This window comes from Halorubrum sp. B52, from assembly GCF_059752555.1.
Map to the genome: position 1 here is coordinate 561,790 of NZ_MWTG01000009.1, position 22,922 is coordinate 584,711.

The following is a 22,922-nucleotide window of genomic DNA, read 5'->3' on the forward strand; positions in this document are numbered from 1 at the left end:
GTCCCGATGTGACAGGTTTAAGTGAACCTCCGACCAACCACTAAGTGCGAAGCACGCACCGGTAGTGTAGTGGTATCACGCAACCTTGCCATGGTTGCAACCCGAGTTCAAATCTCGGCCGGTGCACTTCCGACTGACTTCGTCAGTCGACGCTTGTCTCGCTCTGCTCGACAAACTCCCTGCGGTCGCGCACCGCCCTGACTCCCCGCTCGCGCTGTCGCCGGCGCTACGCGCCGGCTGCAAGAGGGACCTCCGGTCCCTCCCTGCTTGCGGGGAGTCTCGGCCTGTGCATTTCTCGAACTGACTTCCGCCGGGAGCGTTCAGCTCGTTCGACCGCCGATCAAACCGCGAGAACACCTCGCCACAGCGAGCGCGAACCTGTTCGTTTAACCGGGCGTGCGTCGTTGTTGCGAGTATATGGTTGAGGTCTTACTTCTCGTCGGATTCGTGGTCGCGGCGTTCGTCGGGTACAACATCGGGGGCGCCACGACCGGTCCCGCCTTCGGTCCGGCGGTCGGGTCGGGAGTGCTCTCGAAGTCGGGGGCCGCGGCGCTGATGTCGGTGTTCTTCTTCATCGGGGCCGGCACGCTCGGTCAGCGGGTCGTGACGACGCTCGGGGAGGACCTCGTCACCGGCGGCAACGTGTTCACGCTGGAGACGAGCATCGTGGTCCTCTTTTTCATCGGCGGCGCGCTGTTCGTCGGGAACTTCGCCGGCGTCCCGGCGTCGACGTCGATGACGGCGGTCGGGGCGATCGCGGGGCTCGGGCTCGCGACGGGCACCCTCGACCGGGCGGTGATGGGCGAGATCGCCATCTGGTGGATCGTCGCGCCGATCATCGGCTTCTGGGTGTCGGGCGTCGTGGGGCGCTACTTCTACCCGGCGATCGATAGCTGGGTGGCGATCGACAGCACCGAGGGTGCGCTGTTCGAGTTCGACCGCTCCGGGCTGATCCCGAAGCCGGTCCCGGGACCGAACACGACCCGCCGGGAGCTCGTCGGCGGCTTCGTCGTCATCGCCATCGGCTGTCTGATGGCGTTCTCGTCGGGCACCTCGAACATCGCGAACGCGATCGCGCCGCTCGTCGCGCTCGATAACGTAGAGATGACGCCGATGATCCTCCTCGGGAGCGCCGCCGTCGCGGTCGGCGCGTTCACGATCGCCCGGCGGACGCTCGACACGCTCGGCAACGACATCACCGACCTCCCGCTGACCGCGGCGATCGTCGTCGCCTGCGTCTCCTCCGGGATCGTCATCAGCCTCTCGGCGGTCGGGATCCCGGCGTCGTTCGTCATCATCGCGACGATGTCGATCGTCGGGCTCGGCTGGGGGCGCGCGACGCGGACCGTGACGGTGCGCCAGGGGATCAGCGGGGAGAAGGAGCCGAAGGTGTCCGTCGGCGCGCTGAAGGCGGACGGGACCGGTCCGATCGGCGAGGGCGACCCGACCGACATCCCCTCGGCGTCGGACCTGTTCAACCCGAGCACCAGCGCGCGCGTCGTCCTGATGCAGAACGTCGTCCCGATCCTCTCGACGGTCGGGGCGCTCGTCACGTTCACGCTGCTGTTCCGCTTCGTCTGGTAGACGCGGGGCCGCCTCCACGACTCTCTTTCCGACCGAACCGCCCCTCTTTCCGACCGTACCGCCTCCCTTTCGGACCGAACCGCCTACCGCCCGAACCGCCGCTGCCGGTCTTGGAAGTCGAGGACCGCGCGCAGGTAATCCCGCCGCCTGAAGTCGCGCCAGTTCACGTCGGTGAAGTAGAGCTCGGCGTACACCGACTGCCAGATCGCGAAGTCGGAGAGCCGCTCGGCGCCCGTCTTGATCACGAGGTCCGGCTCCTCCGGGAACACGAGCCGGTCGGAGACGTCGTCCGCGTCGATCGCCGCCGGATCGAGCGTTCCGGCGTCGACGTCGCTCGCGATCTCGCGGACCGCGGCCGCGAACTCCGCCTTCCCGCCGAGTCCGACGGTGATCCTGATCGGGGCGTCGCCGTCGGCGGTTCCGTCGTCGGCGCCACCTCCGTCGCCGTCCGCGCTCCCCGCCTCTCGGTCGACGCTTCTCTCCACGTCGGCGTCGTCCGGCCCGCGCACGACGAACGGGGCGGGCGCGTCGAGCCGGCGGAGCTCGCGCGCGAGCGTCGGGACCACGGACTCGTCGAGCACCGACACCGAGACGGTGACGCGCTCGGCGCCGTACTCCAGCGCCCATCCGAGCGCCTCGGCGAGGGTGTCGAACGCGCCGTCGACGAGGAGGTCCCGCTCGGTGATGACGATCGCGACGTGCTCCGGCGGCTCCCCCTCGTGGAGTCGATGGCGGACGGCGAGGTACGCGTCGTACAGGCCCACGGGAGACGATTCCGTCGCGGGAATTTAAAAACCCACGTCCGCCGACGAGGGGTTTAATTCGGCGTCGGCCCTAGCCGAGGCGATGGCAGACAGCTACCGCGGGGTGTTCGGCGCGATCCCCTACGCGATCCGGCACACCGAGTCGTGGACCATGCGCGTCTACGGGGTCGTCGGCGCGCTCGCGGCCGGGCTGATCGCGACGGTCGTCACCCTCGCGCTCGTCGTCTGGATGGCGGAGACGGCCGACGTGCAGGGCGGCACGTTCCTGTTCTCGCGGTCGCTGTACGTGATCGCCGGCTTCGCCGCGGTCGCGCCGCTGCTCGCGCCGCTTCTGTTCGTCGCGCGCCGCCACCGCCGCGGCGACCCCGTCCGGTCGGGGTACGACCGGAAGATGGCGTACGGCGGCTTCCTCTTCCTCCTGTCGCTGTACGTCGGCCTGGTGATCTCCGCGCCGGCGGCGCTCCGGGACCCAACCGAGTCCGCCGTCGTCGGCGCCCTCTACGCGCTCCCGCAACCGGTCGGCGTCGTTCCCCCGGTCGCCGCCGCGGTCGTCGTGTTCGCGATCCACTACCGTCTCCGCGTGACCGACGACGCGGGCGCCGCGGAGACGGTCGACGATCCCGCCGCCGACGAGCCCACAGTCGACGACGACTGACGCGGCTCGAAACCCGGAAAAGGGTCGGTCGCCTATCTCGCCCAATGACCGACGAGCCGACGGATACGGACGAAAAAGAGAGCACGTTCCTCGTCACGCACGTCGAGAGCGACTCGGCGGTGCTGAAGGACGTCCACGACGGACAGGTCCACACCCTGAGCTCGAACCCGGGCCTCGACGTCGACGACGCGGTGGAGGCGACCGTCGCTCCCGACCCCCCGATGGAGGTCACGTACCGGGTGATCGAGGTGGCGGCGCGCCGACCACTCTCGATCGAGGAGAGCGAGGAGCCCCCGACCGTCCACGAGCGCGAGCTCGCGGCGGAGACGCCGACGGGGGAGCTCGCCCGCGAGCCCCGCGCCGGCGAGGGCGAGGTCCACGTGCTGACGCCGCCCGAGCCGGACACCGAGGACGCGGTCGCCGACGTGATCGAGGACCGCGAGGCGACGCTCTCTCGGGCGGCTCGGCTCGGAGTGAACCGCGTCGAGATCCGGTCGGAGCCGGGGGTCGTCAGCGTCCGCTACATGCCCTGACTCATCCGGCCTCGGTGTTCGAACCCGACGGACCGGCCGCGCTCTGGACCCGCCAGCCGCCGTCGACGTCGCCGTCGCGCGTCTCGTAGTCGACGGTCGTCTCGCTCGTCACGACCGCGGCGTCGACGGTATCGCCGCGAGTGCCGTCGAGGTCGTCGCCGCGAGTCTCGTCGGCGTCGTCGCCACCACCGCGGGCCTCGATCCGCTCCACGCGGAACGGCACGTCGAGGCTGTCCCCGCAGCAGCCGACGTCGACGAACTCCTCGCGGACGTCGCCGACGGCGACCTCGTCCATGACCCGGGCGAAGTACGACCGATAGCGGTCCGTCTCGACCTGATCGCGTCCCCAGTCGCTGAGCCCCTCGGGGTACGAGAGGACGACGCGGGCGGCCTCAGGCGCATCCATGGGTGACGGTAGCACGCCCGGCGGTTAGTCCGTTTCGGCGGTCCGCGTCTCGGTCGCCCGGGCGGGAGCGAACGGGATCGCCGGCTCGCGACCGAACGACGCCGCCGGCTCGCGGTCGAGTGAGAAGGCTTATTCGCGCCCGCGCAGGAACCGGTATTTATGGTAGCGATCGAGGTACCGGAGGTCAACTACACCGAGTACTCGAACCGGCAGCTCGTGGCGGTCCCGCTCGCGGTCCTCGCTCTCGCGCTCGCGATCATCCTGGGATGGTATCTCGTCACGGGAGCGCCGGCGAACCTCGGGCTGGCGTTCACGGGCGGCGTCGAGCTCCGGATAGCCGACGACGGCGGTAACGTCGAGGAACGCATCGAAACCGAGTTCGACAGGCAGCCCGACTCGATCCGGTCGATCCCCGCGGACGACGTGTACGTCGTCACCTTCCGCGCGGCCGACGAGGACCCGGAAGGACTGGCCGAGGGTCTCGAGCAACAGGCCGACGACGCGGGGCTCACCACGACCGCGGTCGACCAGGTATCGCCGAGCTTCGCCGGCGACACGGCCCGGACCGCGGTGTTCGGAGTCGCGCTGGCGTTCCTCGGGATGAGCGTGCTCGTGTTCGCGCTGTTCCGGACGTTCGTCCCCTCGCTCGCGGTGGTCGCCTCCGCGTTCTCAGACTTGGTCATCCCCGTCGCGGTGATGAACCTCCTCGGGATCCAGATGACACTCGGGACGATCGCGGCGCTGCTGATGATCATCGGCTACAGCGTCGACTCAGACATCCTGTTGAACAACTCCGTGCTGCGGCGGACGGGCGACTTCTACGAGTCGGTGAGCCGCGCGATGCGGACCGGGGTCACGATGACGCTCACGTCGATGGCCGCGATGATCGTGATGGCGGTCGTCGCGACCCTCTTCGGCGTCGACCTCCTGCGGAACATCGGGATCATCCTCTCGGTCGGCCTCTGTGCGGACCTGATGAACACGTACCTGCTGAACGTCTCGCTACTCCGCTGGTACAAGTTCGAGGGGGTGAAGCGCTGATGTTGGAACCGATCAAGAACAACTGGCGCATCCTGCTCCTCGTCGTCGTCGTGCTCGGCGCGACGGTCGCGCTATTCGCCCCGCAGTTCGCGCCCGCGACCGCGCCGGGTGAGAACCAGAGCGAGGCGAGCCAGGGGATCACGAACCTCCAGTACGGGCTGGACCTGGAGGGCGGCACCCGCGTGCGGGCCCCGCTGGAGGGGTACACCGCGACCGGCGTCGACTTCGCCGGCGACGACCCCGCGACGGTCGAACGGGCCGTCGCCGACGAGCTCGAGGACGTCCAGCTCCGCGACGTGAGCTCGAGCGTCGGCGAGGACGTCCGCGCCGTCGAGGTCACGGACCCGTCCGTGACCGAGGAGGAGTTCCGCGCGGCGATGGACGCCTCGGGGTACTCCTACGAGGGCGTCCGGCCCGGCGTGACCGCGGAGACCCGCGACCTCACGCAGAGCATCATCGAAGGTAAGATCAACGAGGCGGGGCTCTCCGGCGGGAGCGTCCAGCAGGTCCAGTCGCTCTCCGGCGAGTACTTCATCCTCGTCGAGGTGCCCGGCGAGGGACGAAGCGACGTCGTCGACCTGCTTCAGGAGCGGGGGACGGTCCAGATCGACATCGCGTACCCGAGCGGGAACGGGACCGCCGTCGACGACGGAGTGCTCATCCAGGACGACTTCGAGAACATCGGTACGGCCTCCCAGCGCGAGGGGACCACCCGCGCGTACGTGCCCGTGAACGTTCGGAACACCGCCTCCGGCGGCCAGCCGTCGCCGGCGGAGCGGTTCCAGCAGGCCGTCGTCGACCGCGGGTTCCCCTCGTCGTACCAGTCGGAGGCGGACCGCTGCGAGTACGACCCCGAGACGGGCGAGCTCGGCAACTCGAACCCCTGTCTCCTGCTCACCGTCAACGGCGAGGTCGTCAACTCCTTCGGGATGGACCCGGGGCTCGCCGACAGCATGGCGAGCGGCTCGTGGGCCGAGCGCGGGAGCTTCGAGCTGACCACCAACGAGTTCTCGACGGCCCAGGAGATCTCGGTCAACCTGCGCGCCGGCGCGCTGCCGGCGGAACTGGACATCAGCGGCGAGGGGACGTCCAGCACGATCTCCGCCACGCAGGGCGAGAACTACAAGAACTACTCGCTGGTGACGGGGATCCTCGCGGTGTTCGCGGTCGCGGGCATGGTGTTCCTGCGCTACCGCGAGCCCGCGGTGGCGCTGCCGATGATCGTCACGGCGCTCGCGGAGGTGTACGCCCTGCTCGGCTTCGCGGCGCTGGTGAGCTACCCGATCGAGCTGGCGGTCATCGCCGGCTTCATCGCGGTCGTCGGGACCGGCGTCGACGACCTCGTGATCATCGCCGACGAGGTGATGAGCGAGGGCGAGGTGAACTCCCGGAAGGTGTTCAACTCCCGGTTCCGCCGGGCCTTCTGGGTCATCGGCGCCGCCGCCGCGACGACGATCGTCGCGATGTCGCCGCTGATGGTGCTCTCGCTCGGGGACCTCTCCGGGTTCGCGATCTTCACCATCCTCGGCGTCCTGATCGGCGTCCTGATCACGCGCCCCGCCTACGGCGACATCCTCCGCCGTCTGCTGACGATCCGGTGAGCCGACGCGGCGGCGGTCCCGTCTCGCTGACTCGCCGCCGCGCCGTCGCTCCGTCCTGCCACTACCCCCTTTCCGCCGCGTCGTTCGATCCGTCGATGGGGACGAGAAGCCGACAAACTCTTAATTTAGACTCCTCTAAACCGACCATGACGACGGGCGGCCGCCTCGGGGCGAGGGGCTCGACCGACGAGCGTCGGGAGGACGGGAACGCATGACCTACACCGAGATCCTGATCGTCGCGTTCGCGGCCCAGATCGCCGTGCTCCCGGGCGAGAAGGTGCAGTTCATGATCGCCGCGCTGTCGACGCGGTACGACCCGAAGGTGGTCGTCGCGGCCGCCGGGTCGGCGTTCGCCGGCTGGACCGCGGTCGAGATCGCCTTCGGACAGGCGCTCCAGTCGGCGCTGCCGGGCGTCGTCCTCGACGCCGTGACTGCGGCCCTGTTCTTCGTCTTCGCCTATCTGTTGTACCGGTCGATGCCCGAGCGCGACACCGATCGGGTCGCGTCCAGCGACGGCGGCACGGCGGCGACGGTCGCCGACGCCGAGCCGTCGGATTCCCCGACGGTCGACGCCGACTACGCCGACCTCGACTCGGTGACGCTCCCCGGCCCGCTCGACCGGTTCGAGGGGTCGCTCGGCGGCTTCCTTCCGATCTTCGTGCTCATGGCCACCGGCGAGTTCGGCGACAAGACGCAGCTGGTCACGATCGGGCTGGCGGTGCAGTACGGGGCGACCTCCGCGATCTGGGTCGGCGAGATGCTCGCGATCATCCCGATCAGCCTCGCGAACGCCTACTTCTTCCACACGTTCGCCCACCGCTTCGACGTGCGGCGCGCGCACATCGCCTCCGCGGCGCTGTTCGCCTTCTTCGGCGCCGACACGGTCCTCTCGATCGTCGCCGGCTTCTCGGTCTGGGAGACGTTCATCGGCGCCGTGAGCGGGGCGGTCTCGACGCTCGTGTAAACGCCGTCTAGAACTCGTCGAGCCCCGACTGCTCGGCGGCCGCCAACGCGTCGTCGCAGGTCGCCCACGACCGGCGGGCGCAGTCCGGGACGTCGCCGTTGTCGGCGACGTACGCCCGCAGGAACGACCGCGTCGTCGGGTCGCTCGGGTAGCCGCTCCCGACGCCGTCGTATCCCGGATACCGGTCGTCGATCGCGGCCATCCGGGCGTCGCGGGCCACCTTCGCGACCACGCTCGCCGCGCCGACGACCGGATCGTCCTCGTCGGCGCCGTGGAAGGCCTCGACGTCGACAGCGGGGAGGGCGGCGTCGGTGTCGGCGTCAGTCGAGTCGCCGTCCCCTCGGACGAACCCCCCGAGCCGACGCGCGAACCGCGCCTCGCTGGTGTCGCCCGCGTCGGCGACGACGCGGACCGGTTCCTCGGGAGGCTCCTCGCCGGAGATCTCCCCGATCTCGGCGAGCGCGGCCCGCACCGCCCGCGCCTGGCCGCGCACCGTGAGCGTGTTCATGTCGGTGTCGGGCCGGTCGATCTCGGCCGGTTCGACGAACGCGACGCCGACGGCGACGCGGTCGCTTCCGCGGATCGCCGCGGCCATCGCCTCGCGCCGATCGGGAGAGAGCCGTTTCGAGTCGTCGACGTCGGCCGGGAGGCTCGCCGGGGTCGCGAGCACGGCCGCGGCGACCATCGGTCCGAGCACGGGCCCCTTGCCGGCCTCGTCGACGCCGAGGTACACGCGTCGCTCGTCGTCGGCGAGGGGTAAATACGTTCAGAAAGCGGCCGGGGCGGACTCAGTCGATGAGGACGGCGTTGACCTGTCCGGTCTGGCCGGGGCGCGAGGTGACGCGGGCGCGGCCGGCGGAGGTGTCGATGACGGCGCCCTTGGTGACGATGTTCCGGCGGGCGTAGTTGACGTTCGAGGGGTTGTCGACGACGTTCTCGATCTCGGCCTCGCTGACCTCGCCGCCGTCGGCGACCTGCGCGACGTTCGTCGAGAGCGCGCGGACCTTCTTCTCCGTGCCGCGGGAGTCGATGTACTGGACCCGCGTCTCGCCGACGGTGGTCTCGGCGGGCTCGCGGCCGAGCTGGTGGCGCTTCTTGTTCGAGGCGTGCTTGAGTCGACCGCCCGTCCGCTTGCGCGTGGAGCGTCCCTGGTCTTTCATACAGGTACGAACAGCCAGCGAATACTTGAAGCGTTCGACTCGTCTCGGCGGCGAGCCGGCCCGTGACGGGTCCGAGGGGGCGTGACGGCGCGACGCACGCGAGTCCGCGTGAACCGACGAACGCGGTCACGCGAACCGACGAACGCGGTCACGCGAACCGGCGCTCGAACGACCGGATCCCCTCGTCGGTGCCGACGACGACGAGTTCGTCGTCCGCCCCGATTCGGGTGTCGGGACCGATGTCGGTCAGGGTCTCCCCGTCGCGCTCGATGGCGATGACGGTGCAGCCGGTGGTCTCTCGCACGTTCGCCCGGCCGAGCGTCCGCCCGGCGAGCCGCGGCACGCGCCTCCTGACGACCTCTATCTGCTGGTCGAGCGAGAGCACGTCGCGGTCCTCGATGACGGTCGAGGCGGACAGCCGCCCGGTGACGGTCGCGAGCGAGAGGACGTAGTCGGCGCCCGCCCGGTGCATCTTCCGGACGCTCGCGGCGTCCTCGACGCGGGCGAGCACCTGCGTGTTCGGCGCCAGGTCGCGGACCACGAGCGTCGTGAACTCCGTCGTCGTGTCGTCCGGGAGCGCGAGCACGACCGTCTGCGCCGCCTCGACGCCGGCGGCGCGCAGCGTCTCCGGATCGGTCGCGTCGCCGACCACGTCGACGCCCTCGGCGTCCTTCAGGTCCACGACCGTGACGGGCAGGTCGGCGTCGGCGACCGTCTCGGCGACCGCCCGCCCGACCTGTCCGTACCCGATCACCACCGTCTCGCCCGCGCCGAACCGCCGCGTGGCGGAGTTCGTCAGCTCGACGAGCCGCTCCAGCTGGTCCGGCCGCCCGGAGACGAGCAGGACCGTCCCGGCCGACAGCGTCGCGTCCGGCGGGGGCGCCGCGTCGAACTCGCCGTTGAACCACGCGCCGATGACGTTGACGCCGGCGCGCTCGCGGATCCCGCTGTCGCCCAGCGTCGACCCGGCGAGGCGGCTCCCGTGCGGGACCGACACCTCCGCGAGTCGGAGGGAGTCGCCGATGGCGACCGCCTCGCCGAGGTCGGTCTGGAGCGCGGTCGTCACCTTCGCGGCGAGGCTCTCGCCGAGCAGCGACCGCGGCGAGAGCACCTCGTCCGCGCCGGCGAGCCGGTGGTATCGCTCGCGCTCCGGGTCCTCGACGACGCTGACCACGCGCACGTCCGGGGCCAACTCCTTCGCGGCGAGCACGATGCTCGCGTCCACCTGGTCGGAGACGTCCGTCACCAGCGCCCGCGCGTCGGCGAGGTTCGCGGCCGCCAGCCCGTCCGTCGACTCCGGGTCGGCGCGGATCACGGTCCGGCCCCCCTCGTGGAGCCGCACGGCGCGATCGTCGTCGGGTTCGACGATCACGTAGGGGATCCCGTGGGAGTCGAACTCCGCGATGAGCGCCGCCGACCGCGAGGTGTCCGAACAGACGACGACGTGGTCGGACAGGTCCTCGTCCAGCGACCGGGGGGCGGTCGTCGAGAACGCCTCCTCCAACAGCGGCGTCACCACGACCGGCAGCGCGCCGATCAGCAGCACCATGCCGACGAGGTCCATCACGGCGATGAAGGCGTTCAGCTGTTGGCTCTCCCACGGGGAGTCTCCGCCGAACCCGGTGGTGGTGAACATCTCGACCGAGAAGCGCAGCGCCTCGATCATCGTGCGCGGGTCGCCCTCGTACACCCGCATCCCGTAGCGGTAGACGACCGCGGTGAAGATCAGCACGAAGAGGACGAAGCCGAAGTACCCGACGACGCGGCGCTTCCACGAGTCCATCGACCCGTCGTACGCCGTCCACCCACAAAAACGGGCGGCGTCCGGCCGCGCGACGGCGGGGTTGCGAGCGCGAGCGCGGCCGGGCCGAAGTTCGATGGTTTAAGACACGGGGGGTACCAACGGTAGGACATGGTGCGGGACCCGTCGCGCGAGGAGGATCCGCCGTCGGTCGACGACGTGCTGGACGCGTTGGCCGACGACGCCGCGCGCCGGATCCTGACGGCGCTCACCGAACCGAAGACGGCGAGCGACCTCTCCGAGGAGTGCGACATCCCCCTGTCGACGACGTATCGGAAGCTGGAGAAGCTCACCGACGCCTCCCTGCTCCGGGAGTCGACGGACATCCGCCGCGACGGACAGCACACGACGCGCTACTCCGTCTCGTTCGACTCCGTGACGGTCTCGATCGACGGCGCGGACGACGAGGCGGACGCGCGCCGCGAGCTCGCCGTCGAGTTCTCCCGCCCGGAGCGCACTCGGGACGAACGGCTGGCCGACCTCTGGTCGGAACTGCGAGAGGAAACATGACAACGCACATCGACCTCGCCATCATCGTGGCAAAGACCGCCATCCTCGTGCTCGGTGGCAGCATCACTTACTACGCGCTCCGCGCGTACGGCAGGACCGGCGACCCCTCGCTGCGCGCGCTCGGACTCGGGTTCGGTATCGTCACCGTCGGCGCGCTCATCGGCGGGGTCTCTCACCAAGTCATCGGGTCCGATCTGGCCGTGGGGATCGCGATCAACAGCCTGCTGACCGCGGTCGGCTTCGGCGTCATCGTCTACTCGCTGTACGTGGAGTAATCCCGCTCGCGTCGCACTCTCGGTCCGGCCGTCGGCTCCGCGACGGCCCCGCGACGACTGTCGACGTTCGACGAACCCCGCTTTCGGTAGCCTTTTGCGCCGCTCCGCCCTCGGACCGCCTAATGAGCGACGCACGCGAGGAGCTCTCCCGCCGGATCGCCGGCGAGATAACGCTCAGCGACGATCCCGGGGCGACGCTCCGGAAGTGGCGGACCGACTTCGACGTCTCGCAGACCGAGCTCGCCGAACAGCTCGAGATCTCCTCGTCCGTGATCTCCGACTACGAGAGCGGACGCCGCGAGAGCCCGGGGATCGGCGTCGTGCGCCGGATCGTCGAGGGCCTCCTCGACATCGACGAGCGGCGCGGCGGCGGGCGCCTCCGCCAGTACGCCCGCGTGCTCTCGGCGGGGTTCGAGAGCGACATCGTCCACGACCTCCGCGAGTACTCGACCGCGGTGCCGGTCGAGGAGTTCTACGAGGCGATGGACGCCACCGAGGTCGTCCGCGGCGACCAGGACCGCGTCAACGGCCACACCGTGATCAACTCCATCGAGGCGATCACGCGGCTCTCCAGCGAGGAGTTCTACCGCCTCTACGGCCAGTCGACGAACCGCGCGCTCGTGTTCACGGGGGTGACCCGCGGCGAGTCGCCGCTGGTCGCGCTGCGGGTCGTGAGCCCGACGCCGAACGCGGTCGTCCTCCACGGGATCGAGGCCGAGGACCTCTGGGACCACGCCGCCGACCTCGCGCGCGTCGACCGCTTCTCGCTGGCGACGTCGACCCGCGACCTCGACGACTGCCTCGCCGATCTGCAGGCGCTGTGAGCGCCCCGGCGCGGGACGTCGTGGGTTTCGGCGCCGACCCGACCGAACCGCGGCCCTGAAACCGCCGGCGCTCCTTTCGCCGGGTATGACCGACGAGTACGCCGAGCGGCTCCGCGCCAACCGCCGCGAGAAGGACGAGTTCTTCGCCGACCACCCGCAGTCGCCGATCCCGCCCGAGCACCGCGACGGGTTCGAGGGGCTCGACTACTTCCCGCCCGACGACGACTACCGCGTCGAGGCGACCGTGACGGTCCACGACGACCCCGAACCCGTCGAGATGGAGACCACCGCGAGCAACCCGGTCCGGTACCTCCGGGTCGTCACCTTCGCCTTCGAGGTCGACGGCGAGGAGCACGCGCTCGCCGGCTACCGTCAGGAGGGCGAGGACGGCGCGATCTTCGTCCCCTTCCGCGACAAGACGACCGGGCAGCAGACGTACCACCAGGGCCGATACATGGAGCTGGAGCCGGAGGGGGAGCTCGCCGACGGCGACGTCGTCGTCCTCGATTTCAACCTCGCGTACAACCCCTTCTGCGCGTACAGCGAGACGTTCGCCTGTCCGCTCCCGCCCGAGGAGAACTGGCTCGAGATCGTCGTCCCGGCCGGCGAACGCGCGCCGGACGTCGAGTAGTCGGCTCGGTGGCGACGCGTCCCGCCGTCGCGAACGCGCTCACTCCCGGTCGCGGATGACCATGACCTTCACCCGGCTGACCGCGTCGAAGTCGCGGAGCCGGTAGCTCAGGTCGCGGACGCGCGCGGCCTCGCCGCGGCAGAACAAAGATTCCAGACACCACTCCCCCTGATGGGTGTGACTCGTGTTGAGGATCACGTCCTGGTACGCGTGCTGGACGCCGTGGAGCTCTCGGATCACGTCGTGGTGGCGGTAGTCGAAGCCGACGAGCGCGACCACCTCGCCGGTCATCGATTCGAGCCGCGCGTGCGACTCGACGTACTCGCGCATCGCCTCCCGGACCGCCCGCGAGCGGTTGTCGAGCCCCTCCTCCCGCCAGACGCGGTCGAACTCGTCGCGGAGGTCCGCCGGCACGTTGACGCTCGTTCGCATGGGTCGGCTTCGCCGCGCTCGCTTAAGAGTCCCGAGTATTACGATCAGGCCGGTCCGGTAGTAACAACCGTTATGCGCGGCTTCCACGGAGGGTTCGACAATGCTTCACGGCGACGCACCCGGACTGCTCCTCGGGGCGGTCGCGCTCGGCGCCGTCCACGGCGTCGAGCCGGGCCACGGCTGGCCGGTCGCGGCCTCCTACGCCCTCGACCGGACGCACAAGTGGGCGTACGGGCTCGCGGCGAGCCTGATCATCGGCGTCGGCCACCTCGTGAGCAGCGTCGCGATGGTGGGGGTCTTCTTCTACGCGAAGGGGTATTTCGAGCTCACGCAGATCAACGATCCGGTCACGGTGTTCGGCGACGTGCAGATCGGCGGTCCGGTCAGCCTCGTGGCCGGCGCGTTGCTCATCGGGCTCGGGATCCGAGAGTACACGCACGGTCACGGGCATTCTCACGGACACGGCCACGGGCACTCGGAGGAGGAGCGCGGCGAGGCGCACTCGCACGACCACGGAGGAGACCACTCGCACGACCACGGAGGAGACCACTCGCGCGACCACGGCGATCACACTCACTCCGACGAGAGCCCCGACGACACCGCCGACCGCGGACTCCTCGGCATCGCGTGGTTCGCGTTCGTGCTCGGCTTCGCCCACGAGGAGGAGTTCGAGATCATCGCCATCTGTGCGGGTTCGACGCACTGCCTCGAACTGATGACGGCGTACGCGCTCACGGTCATCGCCGGCATCGTCGGCCTGACGCTGCTGTTGATCGCGGGCTACGAGCGCCACGAGGAGCGGGTCGAGCGGTACGCGCCGTACCTCCCGGTCTTCTCGGCCGCGGTCCTCGTCGCGATGGGGCTCGGGTTCGTCACCGGAGTGTTCTAGCCGAACGACCCGCTGTCAGACCCGATGAGACGAAAGAAAGAGAGGGGTCTCGCCGCGTTACCGCTCCAACTCGACCGTGAGGTCGGTCGCGATCCACGCCTCGGTGTTCCCCTGCTCCGCGAAGACGGTTCGGTCGGGCGAACAGCGACTCGCCGCGACGATCGGCCGTGCGTCCGCCGACTCCTCGGCGCCGCGCTCGATCCGGTCCCCAGTGCTCATTACCACTCCGTCAGGGGTACGGGGGGTTATAGGTTTCGGTCGGCCTAAAATAGTGGGATCCCCCGACGGCGGTGACCCGCGCACCGGTGCGATCGCGGTGATCCGCGCGGGGAATCGGAGCGCATTACCCGGCGGCGGCCGTCCCCTCCGACGATGACGGATTCGCTCTTCGCGCCGCTGACGCTGCGCGACACCGAGCTCCGGAACCGTGTGATGCTGTCGCCGATGTGCCAGTACTCCGCGGACGACGGGTTCGCGAACGACTGGCACCGGATCCACCTCGGCTCCCGCGCGGTCGGCGGCGCCGGCGTCGTGATGACCGAGGCGACCGCGGTCGAGGAGCGCGGTCGGATCACCCCGGGCTGTCTCGGGATCTGGTCCGACGCACACGCCGAGGCGATCGAGCCGATCGCCGACTTCGTTCGGTCGCAGGGCGCGACGCCCGGGATCCAGCTGGCGCACGCGGGTCGGAAGGCCTCCCACCGCCCGCCGGCCGAGGGCGGCGACCCGATCCCCGCGGACGACCCGGCGGGGTGGGAGACGATATCGGCGACCGACGAGCCGTACCCCGACGGCGACCGCGCGGGGAGCGGCGGGCCCGCGGCGACCCGCCGGATGGACGGCGACGACGTCGACGACGTGATCGAGTCGTTCGCCGACGCCGCGGCGCGCGCGCTCGACGCCGGCTTCGAGATCGCCGAGGTCCACGCGGCCCACGGCTACCTCCTCCACCAGTTCCTCTCGCCGGTCACCAACGACCGCGACGACGCGTACGGCGGGAGCTTCGAGGACCGGACTCGGCTCGTCCGCGAGGTCGTCGCGTCCGTCCGCGACGTGTGGCCCGAGGATAAGCCCGTCTTCGTCCGGATCTCCGCGACCGACTGGCTGCCCGACCGCGACTCGTGGGACGTCGACGATTCCGTGCGGCTGGCCCCGCTGCTCGCCGAGGCCGGCGCGGACCTGATCGACGTCTCCGGCGGCGGGATCCACCCCGACCAGCGGCTCCCGGGGACCGGCCCGGGGTATCAGGTGCCGTACGCCGAGGCGATCCGCGAGGGGACCGACGTGCCCGTCGCCGCGGTCGGCGGGATCACGGAGCCGACCCACGCCGACGCCCTCGTCCGAAACGGCCGGGCCGACCTCGTCGCGCTCGGCCGCGAGATGCTCCGCCACCCGTACTGGCCGCTGGAGGCCGCCCACGAGCTCGGCGCGGAGGTCGAGTGGCCGGTGCAGTACCGGCGCGGCCGGTTCGACTGAGCGCGCCGCGCTCTCGCGTCGGCCGGGCTTTTTATCCGCGCGTCGCATACTCAGGGGTATGAGTTCCCGCGACGACCGACGCGACGACGAGCTCGAGGAGCGGCTCGACGAGCTCGAGGACGTCCTCAGCGAGCTTCGGCGCGACCTCCGGGACACGGAACGCGACCGCCCGGGGCCGCCGCGGCCGCCCCGGCTCTCCGAGCTGCTCCGGTTCACCGAGCAGTACACGATCCCGACGATCATCGCCCTCTTGGAGACGACGATCAAGTCGCTCGAACTGCTCCGCGGGACGCTCCGGCTCGCGGACCCCGGTCGGAGCCTCGCCGACGACTCCGGCGCGACGGCCGACCGCCTCGCCGACGTCCGCGACGGCGCGAGCGCCGGCCTCGCGCGGTCGCTCTCGGAGCTCCGGACCGCGCTCTCGGAGGCCGACCTCCCCGAAGAGGCCGCCTCCCGGTCGATCATCGAGGACGCCCGCGACCTCACCGCCGAGATCGAATCGCGGATCGATGAGGGCCGCCGGGAGGCCGACGCCGCGCGTCGCGGACGACGGGACCGGCCCGACGGGCGGAGCGAGGAGCGGCGACGCGAGACCGGCGACAGTGACGCCACCGGTTCGGCCGACGACGACCGCGGCGTCCGGATCGACGTGACCGACCCGGACGCGGACGGCGAGAGCGATGGAGGCGGTGAGGCGGACGACCCGGGCGACGACCGCGCGCCCGAGGTCGACGTCGAGTCGGAGCTGGAGTCCATCAAGCGCCAGTTCGACGACGAGGCAGGGGACGCCGGGGAAGAGGCCACGGGCACCGACGGAGAGGCTACGGACGACGGAGGAGAAGACGACGACCCCGGCCCCGAATCGGCCTGACGGCCGCAACGTCGGTGGTTACACGACGGACTGCACGCGGTTGTCGGTTTCTCGTTGGCGGGAAACACCGGAAGACATTCTCGTACACCGGACAATACTGAGGTATGACAATTGTCGTTCCGTTCGATGGATCTGGACTGGCCGAAGCAGCGCTCGTCCGCGCCACCGAGTTCGGGAGCGTATTCGACGAGGACGTGCTGGCTGTGAGTGTTATCCCGAACGGGAATCGGGACTACGCCAGGGAACGCGACTGGATCGAACGGGACGAGGAGTTCGATCTGACATCCGTCGTTTCGACGTTACATAAACAGGTAACCGATCTGTGCCCGAGCGCTGATTTCCGTCACAAAGTCGTCGATCGGTACGCTCCCTCCGGTACCATCTCGAAATGTCTGCGAAAGGTGGCGCGAGACGAAGACGCATCAATGGTCTTCCTCGGGAGCGAAAACGCCGGTCATCTCGTCACCGCAGTGAGCAGCGTCGCGGGAACTGTCGCAGCAGAGGACTCCTACGACGTTGTCATCGTTCGCGACCGAAGTCCAGCGAAGATCGCCAAACTCAGGAACGCCTCCTCGCACGACAACCCGAAATCGGACTTTTACTTCCCCAACTGAACCCGAACCCGATTCGTAGTGGAGGGCTTCAACGAGGGCATCTCTAAAACTCCGCGCCCAGCCGGGACGCGACGCGCTCCGCGGAGTCGACGAGCAGGGCGTCGTCGTCGGTGAACACCTCCAGCGCGACCGTGCCGTCGAATCCGTCGAGCTCGGCCGCGACGCTCTCGTAGTCCACCTCGCCGGCGCCGATCGGGAGATGGGTGTCGCCCCGGCGGCGCACGTCGTGACAGTGGAGGTGCGAGACGCGGTCGCCGTGAGAGCGCAGGAACCGCTCGATCGCCTTGTCGCCGCCCTCCATGTACGCGTGTCCCACGTCGAAGCAGACCGGCGTGTCGGTGTCGCGCGCCATCTCGCCGAGGACGGAGAGCTGGAGCCCCGCGTGCTGGTGGCCGACGTTCTCGACGACGACCTCGACGCCCGCCTCGCGGCCGGCGTCGGCGACGCGGCGGAGCTGCTCGGCGGCGACGTCGCGGAACTCGACGTCGTCGCGGTCGGCGGAGGTCGCGTGGAGCACCGCCTTCTCGGCGCCCAGCTCGCCGGCCGCCTCCAACAGTCTGCGCTGGTAGTCGACGATGGCGTCGTTCACCTCTGGGACGTAGCTCGCCAGCCGCTGGCTGTAGGGGAGGTGGACGAGCAGCTCGTGGCCGCCGAGCGCGTCGTCGAGCCGCTCGGGGTCGATATCGCCGGGCACGAGCGTCGGCTCGCCGACCCCGAGTTCGCAGAAGTCGAACCGCGACGGCGACGCCGCGAGCCGGTCGAGGTCGTCGCCGACGGTGAGACCGATCTCCATGTCGGCGGTGGGGACGGCGGCGTGTTATAAGTAGTGGCGCGGCCGGTGCGGCCGGCGGTGTCGCCGAGGCGGTCGAGCCGGGCGCGGCCGATCGCCGCCTCAGTCGTCGAGCGGGTTCTCGACGTCGATCGCGCCGGAGTCGATCTCGGCTTCGATCTCGCGGACCGCGGTCACCATGTTCTCGGTCTTCCCGTACGCGATCTCGCGCGGGAGCAGCTTCAGCCCGCAGTCGGGCGAGATCGTGAGCTTCTCCGGCGGGACGACGCGGAGCCCCTGCCGGACGTTCTCTTTGATCTCCTCGACGGACTCGATCTCGGCGGTGTGGGCGTCGACGACGCCGAGCGCGAGGTCGGGCTCGAACTCGGGGTCGGTGAACGTCGGGATCTGCTCGAAGTCGCCGTTACACAGCTCGACGTCGAACTCGTCGATCGGGTAGTCGTTGATCTCGGGGTAGATCCGCGAGTAGTCGCCGTAACAGACGTGGAGCCCGATGCGGACCTCCTCGTCGATGCCCGAGACGATGCGCTCTAACGCCTCGCCGACGATGGCGTGGTCCTCCGGCGTCGTCGCCAGCGCGGGCTCGTCGATCTGGATGTAGCGCGCGCCCGCCTCGACCAGCTTCTCGACCTCCTCGTTGACGAGGTCGGCGAGGTCGTAGACGAGCTCCTCGGTGGAGGGGTACGCCTCGTTGAACGCCCAGAAGCCGAGCGTGTACGGCCCCGTGATAGGGACCTTGACGGGTCGCTCGGCGACGTCCGAGGTGAACTCGAACTCGTCGACGAGCCACGGCTCCTCGTAGGTGACCTCCTCGACGACCGACGGCTTGTCGAAGTAGTTGTGGCCCCACACCTTCACGGGGCCGTTGAACTCGTAGCCGTCGATGCGGTCGGCGAAGAACTCCACCATCTCGTTGCGGCGCATCTCTCCGTCGACGACCGTGTCGAGCCCGGCGCGCTCGTGCTCGTGGGTGATCAGCCGACAGGCGTCGTCGTGGGCCTCCTCGAGGTCCTCGGCGTCGAACTTCGAGTCGGGGTCGTCGACGAGCTCGTCCGCCCGGTTCAGCCACTTCGGCTTCGGGTACGAGCCGACGACGGTGGTCAGCAGGAACGCGTCGTTCGGGTGGTCGTTCGGGCGGAACTGTTCGCGGTTGGCTTCGGGGTTTCGGGCCATTAGTCGAGCACCTCCGCGGCGGCGGCCAGGGCGTTCAGCTTCGCGCGGTACTTGTTGGCGGGCAGGTAGAACAGCTCGGTGTTCGGGGTGAGGTACGTCCGATCGAACCCCTCGGCGGGGATCTGCGACTCGAACCACTCGACCCGCTCCGCGACCGTCTCCGGCTCCTCGACGAGCGTGTTCTGCCCGTCGACGAGGCCGAGCGCGAGCGAGTCGGTGGAACCGAACTCCTGGACGTTGTACACCGTGTCGTCGCGGTCGCCGGCGACGAGGTCGAGCCCGAGCGCGTCGGCGCCCGCCTCGTCGACGAGGTGCGCGTACAGCTTCTCGCCGAGCGCGCCGTAGAAGGTCTGGACCACCACGTCGGCGTCGGTCGCGTCGGCGACCGTCGCGATGGCGTCCGTCGCCGTCGACTCCGCGCCCTCGGCGGGCGGGTTCGTCACCAGCGACGGCTCCAGGAGAAACAGCGTCTCGTGGGCGGGGAACGCCTCGACCTCGCCCGCGAGGAACTCGGCGATCGCGGCCTGGAACGCCGCCTCGTCGCCGTAGTGCTCGTCGCTCGCGAGGCCGGCGAGCGAGTACGGGCCCGGCAGCGTCGCGGCGAGGGGCGCCTCGCCGTCGATCAGCCGCTCGGCCGACTCCAGCTCGCGCGCCACGTCGCCGGAGAAGTCGAGGTCGTCGACCACGCGCGGGTCGCGGTAGAAGTTGTTGTTGTCGTAGTACCGCACGATACCGCCGGTCTCGACCGAATCGTGCACCGTCAGCGGGTGCGCGATCATGTCGTCCCACCGGCCCTGCCCCTCGACGACGCGGTCGAGGCCGGCGTCCAGCTGGTCGTCGACGAACTCCGCGCGGACCTCGTCGTACTGCTCGACGATCGCCTCGCTCTCGTCGCCGCTCAGTAGGTCCCCCTTCTGGTGGCCCTTGAGGTCCGAGAGCGTCCCTTTCGCCCAGTCCGGGAGCGGATACAGCCCCGGCGTGGCCGCGACACGTTCAGTCATCACCAGTCGTTCGATATGCCGCCGTATAATATTTGCTAATGTATTTTATGCCCAATAGTTATTACCGACCGCGGGCCGAACGGTTAAGCCGCTGGTCGGGGACCGATCCCCATGAGCGTCGTCTCCCTGTTCCCCTCCGCGACCGAGCTGGCGGCCGCGCTCGGCGCGGTCCCCGCCGCGGTCTCCCACCAGTGCGACCGTCCGCCGGCGGTCGAGGACCGGCCGACCCTCACCGGGCTCGTCCGCGATCTCGACGCCGACCCCGCCGACCTCGACCGGATCGCCGCGCACGACGACACCTACTACCTCGACGGCGACCGGCTCGCCGCGGCCGATCCCGACGTGATCCTCACGCAGGGCGTCTGCGCGGTGTGCGCGCTCGACGCCGGGCTCGCCCGCCGGGCGGTCGAGCGGCTCGACCTCGACGCGGCGGTGCTCGACGTCTACGCCGACGACCTCGACGACGTCCTCGCGAACGTCGAGCGAGTCGGCGAGGCGGTCGGCCGTCCGGCGGCCGCGGCCGAGCTCCGCGACGACCTCGACGCCCGGATCGACGCCGTCGCCGACGCGGTCTCCTCGAGCGAGGGCAAGCCCCGCCCCCGCGTCGCCGTCCTCGACTGGACCGACCCGCTCCGCCACGCCGGGCTCTGGGTCACCGACCTGATCCGGATCGCCGGCGGGGAGCCCGGGCTCGTCGCGTCGGGGGAGCGGTCCCGGAAGGTGACCCCCGACGAGCTCCGCGCCTTCGACCCGGAGGTCGTCGTGATCGGGCCCTGTAGCGCCGACGTCGGCGAGGCCGAGCGCGCGGCCCTCGACCTGCTGGAGCGCGAGTCGCTCGGCGAGGTGGCGGCGGTGCGCGACGGCCGGGTGTACGCGATGGACGGCATCGCCTACCTGAACCGCCACAGCCACCGCGTCGTCGACACGCTGGAGGCGCTGGCGGCGGTGATCCACCCCGATCGATTCGGGGATCACGGCGAGAAGGTGCGGCGCGTCGACCCCGTGGCGGGAGTCCCGAAGGACGGGTAAAACCGACTCACTCCCGCCGGTCGAGCCGAAGCACGGTGAGCGTCTCGAACGGGAACGACTCCTCGACGACGGCCTCGCCCTCGAAGCCGGCCGCCTCGACCAGCGCGAGCACCTCCTCGTAGCCGGTCAGCGAGGAGACGAGCAGCAGGACGACGCCGCCGGGCGCGAGGACGCGTCCCACGTCGGCGAGGAACGGCTCGATCAGCTCCCGGCCCGACTCGCCGCCCGAGAGCGCGTGCTCCATCCAGTCGCCCCACTCGTTGTCGGGGTCGGTCGGGAGGTACGGCGGGTTGAAGCAGACGGTGTCGAACGCGTCCGCGCGGAACGGGGCACAGAGGTCGGCGACGACGGCCTCGACGCCGCGCTCGCGGGCCTGCCGCGCCGCGTGCGGGTTGAGGTCGGCGCCGACCACGTCCAGGTCGCGCTCCGCGGCGATCCGCGCGGCGACCCAGCCGGAGCCGGTACCGACCTCCAGCACGCGACCGCGCGCGGCCTCGACCGCCGCCTCGGCGAGCAGTCCGGAGTCCTCGGCGGGCTGGTAGACGACCGCGTCGTCGACGCCGCGGCGCGCGGCGAGGTCGGGCCCGGGAGCGGGATCCCCGTCCGGAGCGCCCTCGTCGCTCACTCGTCCGCCCCCTCGCCGTCGTCGCCGGACCCGGCAGTCGCGTCGCCGCCTCCGTCACCCGACCCGTCGGCCGTCTCGCCGCCGTCGCTTCGGTTGCCGCCGCCCCGCGTCGCCGCCCGCCCCTCGACCGACGCGTCGAGCTGCGGTCCGGACGTGCCCTCCTCCCGCGCGGAGAGCGTCTGCTGCGGGAACGGGATGACGATCCCCTCGGCCTCCAGCGCGGACTTGATCGCGCCCATCGCGGCCGTCTGCGTGCGCCAGCGCTTCCGCATGCTCGGGTTCCGGATCCAGTACCGGGCGCCGAGGACGACCGCCGAGTCGTCGAACCGCTTCGTCACGGCGTCCGGCTCGGGCATCGCGGCGACGTCGTCGACGCCGGCGATCGCCTCCTCGATCACCGCCGCCGCGCGCTCGAGGTCGGTCGCGTAGTCGACGCCGACCTCGACTTCGATCCGCAGGCGGTTCCGGCGCGACCGGTCGACGATCGAGCCCGACCGCACGTCGTCGTTCGGCAGCGTGACCATCTCGCCGTCGAACGACCGGAGCCGGGTGCTCATGATCGAGATCTCGGTGACCGTCCCCTCGTGGTCCCCGACCTCGACCCAGTCGCCGACCTCGAAGGGCCGGGAGAACATCAGCACGAACCCGGCGAGCACCGCGCCGAGCGTCTGCCGGGCGGCCATCCCGACCACGATCCCGAGGAACCCCGCCCCGACGAGGAGTCCGCCGACGTTGTCGGTGAACAGCCCGACGACGACGAGCAGCGCGAAGGTGTACACCGTCAGCTGCGTGAGCCGCCGGACCACCTCCTCCTGGTGGTCGGTGAGGACGGTGCTCTCGGCGGAGAGCTCGCGGATGACCCCGCCGAGGAAGTCGGTGACGGCGTAGGCGCTCGCCAGGAGCACCACCGCGAGCACGACGTTCGACAGCTGGTCCGTGATCGCGGCCGCCTCGAACGCGTCGAGGAGCGCGCCGCTGCGGTCCCACACCGCGAGCAGCGAGAGCGCGCCGAGCGCGGTGGCGGCGCCGACGGACGCCGAGAGCAGCAGGCGCTGCGTCGAGGTGAGCTCTCCGTCCCGCCGCTTCGCCCACGCGGTGAGCAGCCGCACGGCGAGCACGGCCGCGACTATCAGGACGGAGGCGAGGGTGCGCCTGACGTTCTCGGTCAGGGTGTCGTAGACGCCCCCCACGGGACCGGTGGCGTTGCCGCCGGCGGTCAGCAGCTCCGGGAGCGTCGCGACGGGGAGCGAGCCGGCGGACAGCGAGCCGACCG

27 protein-coding genes and 1 tRNA gene are annotated in these 22,922 nt (G+C 70.4%); 16 read left to right on the top strand and 12 right to left on the bottom strand.

The genetic code is table 11. The features are described from left to right. The first annotated feature begins 55 nt into the window (after positions 1–55). Both B4V04_RS11405 and B4V04_RS11410 read left to right on the top strand, forming a co-directional pair. Positions 56–126, top strand: a tRNA-Gly gene (locus B4V04_RS11405). A 291-nt stretch (positions 127–417) separates the two neighbouring features. Then, complete coding sequence (locus B4V04_RS11410; RefSeq protein WP_498231717.1) at positions 418–1,584, top strand: inorganic phosphate transporter; 1,167 nt, start codon at positions 418–420, stop codon at positions 1,582–1,584. 83 nt (positions 1,585–1,667) lie between these two features. Here the strand turns inward: B4V04_RS11410 and B4V04_RS11415 are convergent, their stop codons facing one another. Then, a complete protein-coding gene (locus B4V04_RS11415; RefSeq protein WP_498231719.1) occupies positions 1,668–2,348 on the bottom strand; it encodes an undecaprenyl diphosphate synthase family protein in 681 nt (226 codons plus the stop codon). Between the two features lie 82 nt (positions 2,349–2,430). Between B4V04_RS11415 and B4V04_RS11420 the strand changes: the two genes are divergently transcribed. Further along, complete coding sequence (locus tag B4V04_RS11420) at positions 2,431–3,003, top strand: DUF8056 family protein (protein ID WP_144797526.1); 573 nt, start codon at positions 2,431–2,433, stop codon at positions 3,001–3,003. Positions 3,004–3,047: 44 nt separating this feature from the next. After that, complete coding sequence (locus tag B4V04_RS11425) at positions 3,048–3,536, top strand: DUF5812 family protein (RefSeq protein ID WP_144797524.1); 489 nt, start codon at positions 3,048–3,050, stop codon at positions 3,534–3,536. A 1-nt stretch (position 3,537) separates the two neighbouring features. Here B4V04_RS11425 and B4V04_RS11430 read toward each other — a convergent pair whose 3' ends face one another. Next, positions 3,538–3,942, bottom strand: coding sequence for a DUF7968 family protein (locus tag B4V04_RS11430; protein ID WP_498231722.1), 405 nt, complete (start codon positions 3,940–3,942; stop codon positions 3,538–3,540). A gap of 159 nt (positions 3,943–4,101) precedes the next feature. On the opposite strand from B4V04_RS11430, the gene secF reads away from it, so the two are divergent. From secF to B4V04_RS11445, 3 genes are all read left to right on the top strand, one after another. Then, complete coding sequence (gene secF, locus B4V04_RS11435) at positions 4,102–4,983, top strand: protein translocase subunit SecF (protein WP_144797520.1); 882 nt, start codon at positions 4,102–4,104, stop codon at positions 4,981–4,983. Next, a complete protein-coding gene (locus B4V04_RS11440) occupies positions 4,983–6,584 on the top strand; it encodes a preprotein translocase subunit SecD (protein ID WP_144797518.1) in 1,602 nt (533 codons plus the stop codon). Before secF ends, B4V04_RS11440 begins: the two co-directional genes overlap by 1 nt. A gap of 211 nt (positions 6,585–6,795) precedes the next feature. Further along, the gene (locus tag B4V04_RS11445; protein ID WP_498231725.1) at positions 6,796–7,548 is read left to right on the top strand and encodes a TMEM165/GDT1 family protein; all 753 of its coding nucleotides are present in this window, start codon (positions 6,796–6,798) and stop codon (positions 7,546–7,548) included. A 7-nt stretch (positions 7,549–7,555) separates the two neighbouring features. Here the strand turns inward: B4V04_RS11445 and rnhB are convergent, their stop codons facing one another. The 3 genes from rnhB to B4V04_RS11460 form a co-directional block, all read right to left on the bottom strand. Next, a complete protein-coding gene (gene rnhB / locus B4V04_RS11450; protein ID WP_498231727.1) occupies positions 7,556–8,281 on the bottom strand; it encodes a ribonuclease HII in 726 nt (241 codons plus the stop codon). A gap of 55 nt (positions 8,282–8,336) precedes the next feature. Beyond that, positions 8,337–8,708, bottom strand: coding sequence for a 30S ribosomal protein S8e (locus B4V04_RS11455; protein WP_144797511.1), 372 nt, complete (start codon positions 8,706–8,708; stop codon positions 8,337–8,339). 148 nt (positions 8,709–8,856) lie between these two features. After that, on the bottom strand, positions 8,857–10,491 hold the full coding sequence (locus B4V04_RS11460) for a potassium channel family protein (protein ID WP_498231729.1): 1,635 nt from the start codon (positions 10,489–10,491) through the stop codon (positions 8,857–8,859). Between the two features lie 129 nt (positions 10,492–10,620). Here B4V04_RS11460 and B4V04_RS11465 point away from each other — a divergent pair, with 129 nt between their 5' ends. From B4V04_RS11465 to B4V04_RS11480, 4 genes are all read left to right on the top strand, one after another. Continuing rightward, a complete protein-coding gene (locus B4V04_RS11465) occupies positions 10,621–11,019 on the top strand; it encodes a helix-turn-helix domain-containing protein (protein WP_498231731.1) in 399 nt (132 codons plus the stop codon). Continuing rightward, positions 11,016–11,294: a DUF7521 family protein gene (locus B4V04_RS11470; protein ID WP_498231732.1), complete on the top strand. Its 279-nt coding sequence runs from the start codon at positions 11,016–11,018 to the stop codon at positions 11,292–11,294. The genes B4V04_RS11465 and B4V04_RS11470 overlap by 4 nt, the downstream gene beginning before the upstream one ends. A gap of 122 nt (positions 11,295–11,416) precedes the next feature. Next, positions 11,417–12,118: a helix-turn-helix domain-containing protein gene (locus B4V04_RS11475; protein WP_498231734.1), complete on the top strand. Its 702-nt coding sequence runs from the start codon at positions 11,417–11,419 to the stop codon at positions 12,116–12,118. Positions 12,119–12,203: 85 nt separating this feature from the next. Beyond that, positions 12,204–12,749 (top strand): DUF1684 domain-containing protein, encoded by a 546-nt coding sequence (locus B4V04_RS11480; RefSeq protein WP_498231735.1) that lies wholly within the window; start codon positions 12,204–12,206, stop codon positions 12,747–12,749. A gap of 39 nt (positions 12,750–12,788) precedes the next feature. Here B4V04_RS11480 and B4V04_RS11485 read toward each other — a convergent pair whose 3' ends face one another. Beyond that, the gene (locus tag B4V04_RS11485) at positions 12,789–13,181 is read right to left on the bottom strand and encodes a CopG family ribbon-helix-helix protein (protein WP_498231736.1); all 393 of its coding nucleotides are present in this window, start codon (positions 13,179–13,181) and stop codon (positions 12,789–12,791) included. A gap of 100 nt (positions 13,182–13,281) precedes the next feature. Here B4V04_RS11485 and B4V04_RS11490 point away from each other — a divergent pair, with 100 nt between their 5' ends. Beyond that, a complete protein-coding gene (locus B4V04_RS11490) occupies positions 13,282–14,070 on the top strand; it encodes a sulfite exporter TauE/SafE family protein (RefSeq protein WP_498231738.1) in 789 nt (262 codons plus the stop codon). A 57-nt stretch (positions 14,071–14,127) separates the two neighbouring features. On the opposite strand, the gene B4V04_RS11495 is transcribed toward B4V04_RS11490, so the two are convergent. Further along, positions 14,128–14,289, bottom strand: coding sequence for a hypothetical protein (locus B4V04_RS11495; RefSeq protein ID WP_498231739.1), 162 nt, complete (start codon positions 14,287–14,289; stop codon positions 14,128–14,130). 153 nt (positions 14,290–14,442) lie between these two features. Here B4V04_RS11495 and B4V04_RS11500 point away from each other — a divergent pair, with 153 nt between their 5' ends. The 3 genes from B4V04_RS11500 to B4V04_RS11510 all read left to right on the top strand — a co-directional run bounded on the left by B4V04_RS11500 (position 14,443) and on the right by B4V04_RS11510 (position 17,031). Next, the gene (locus tag B4V04_RS11500; protein ID WP_498231741.1) at positions 14,443–15,546 is read left to right on the top strand and encodes an NADH:flavin oxidoreductase/NADH oxidase; all 1,104 of its coding nucleotides are present in this window, start codon (positions 14,443–14,445) and stop codon (positions 15,544–15,546) included. Positions 15,547–15,604: 58 nt separating this feature from the next. Continuing rightward, positions 15,605–16,417 carry a DUF7547 family protein gene (locus B4V04_RS11505; RefSeq protein ID WP_498231742.1) on the top strand — a complete coding sequence of 271 codons (813 nt, stop codon included), beginning with the start codon at positions 15,605–15,607 and terminating at the stop codon, positions 16,415–16,417. Positions 16,418–16,521: 104 nt separating this feature from the next. Continuing rightward, a complete protein-coding gene (locus tag B4V04_RS11510) occupies positions 16,522–17,031 on the top strand; it encodes a universal stress protein (RefSeq protein ID WP_498231744.1) in 510 nt (169 codons plus the stop codon). Positions 17,032–17,074: 43 nt separating this feature from the next. Here the strand turns inward: B4V04_RS11510 and B4V04_RS11515 are convergent, their stop codons facing one another. The 3 genes from B4V04_RS11515 to B4V04_RS11525 form a co-directional block, all read right to left on the bottom strand. After that, positions 17,075–17,824, bottom strand: coding sequence for a sugar phosphate isomerase/epimerase family protein (locus B4V04_RS11515; RefSeq protein WP_498231745.1), 750 nt, complete (start codon positions 17,822–17,824; stop codon positions 17,075–17,077). A gap of 99 nt (positions 17,825–17,923) precedes the next feature. After that, positions 17,924–18,994 carry a methionine synthase gene (locus tag B4V04_RS11520; protein ID WP_498231747.1) on the bottom strand — a complete coding sequence of 357 codons (1,071 nt, stop codon included), beginning with the start codon at positions 18,992–18,994 and terminating at the stop codon, positions 17,924–17,926. After that, the gene (locus B4V04_RS11525) at positions 18,994–19,995 is read right to left on the bottom strand and encodes a 5-methyltetrahydropteroyltriglutamate--homocysteine methyltransferase (protein ID WP_498231749.1); all 1,002 of its coding nucleotides are present in this window, start codon (positions 19,993–19,995) and stop codon (positions 18,994–18,996) included. Before B4V04_RS11525 ends, B4V04_RS11520 begins: the two co-directional genes overlap by 1 nt. 111 nt (positions 19,996–20,106) lie before the next feature. Here B4V04_RS11525 and B4V04_RS11530 point away from each other — a divergent pair, with 111 nt between their 5' ends. Further along, positions 20,107–21,024 carry an ABC transporter substrate-binding protein gene (locus B4V04_RS11530; RefSeq protein ID WP_498231751.1) on the top strand — a complete coding sequence of 306 codons (918 nt, stop codon included), beginning with the start codon at positions 20,107–20,109 and terminating at the stop codon, positions 21,022–21,024. A 7-nt stretch (positions 21,025–21,031) separates the two neighbouring features. On the opposite strand, the gene B4V04_RS11535 is transcribed toward B4V04_RS11530, so the two are convergent. Further along, positions 21,032–21,649: a HemK2/MTQ2 family protein methyltransferase gene (locus tag B4V04_RS11535; protein ID WP_498231752.1), complete on the bottom strand. Its 618-nt coding sequence runs from the start codon at positions 21,647–21,649 to the stop codon at positions 21,032–21,034. Further along, positions 21,646–22,767, bottom strand: coding sequence for a mechanosensitive ion channel family protein (locus tag B4V04_RS11540; RefSeq protein WP_498232455.1), 1,122 nt, complete (start codon positions 22,765–22,767; stop codon positions 21,646–21,648). The genes B4V04_RS11535 and B4V04_RS11540 overlap by 4 nt, the downstream gene beginning before the upstream one ends. Positions 22,768–22,922 lie beyond the last annotated feature (155 nt).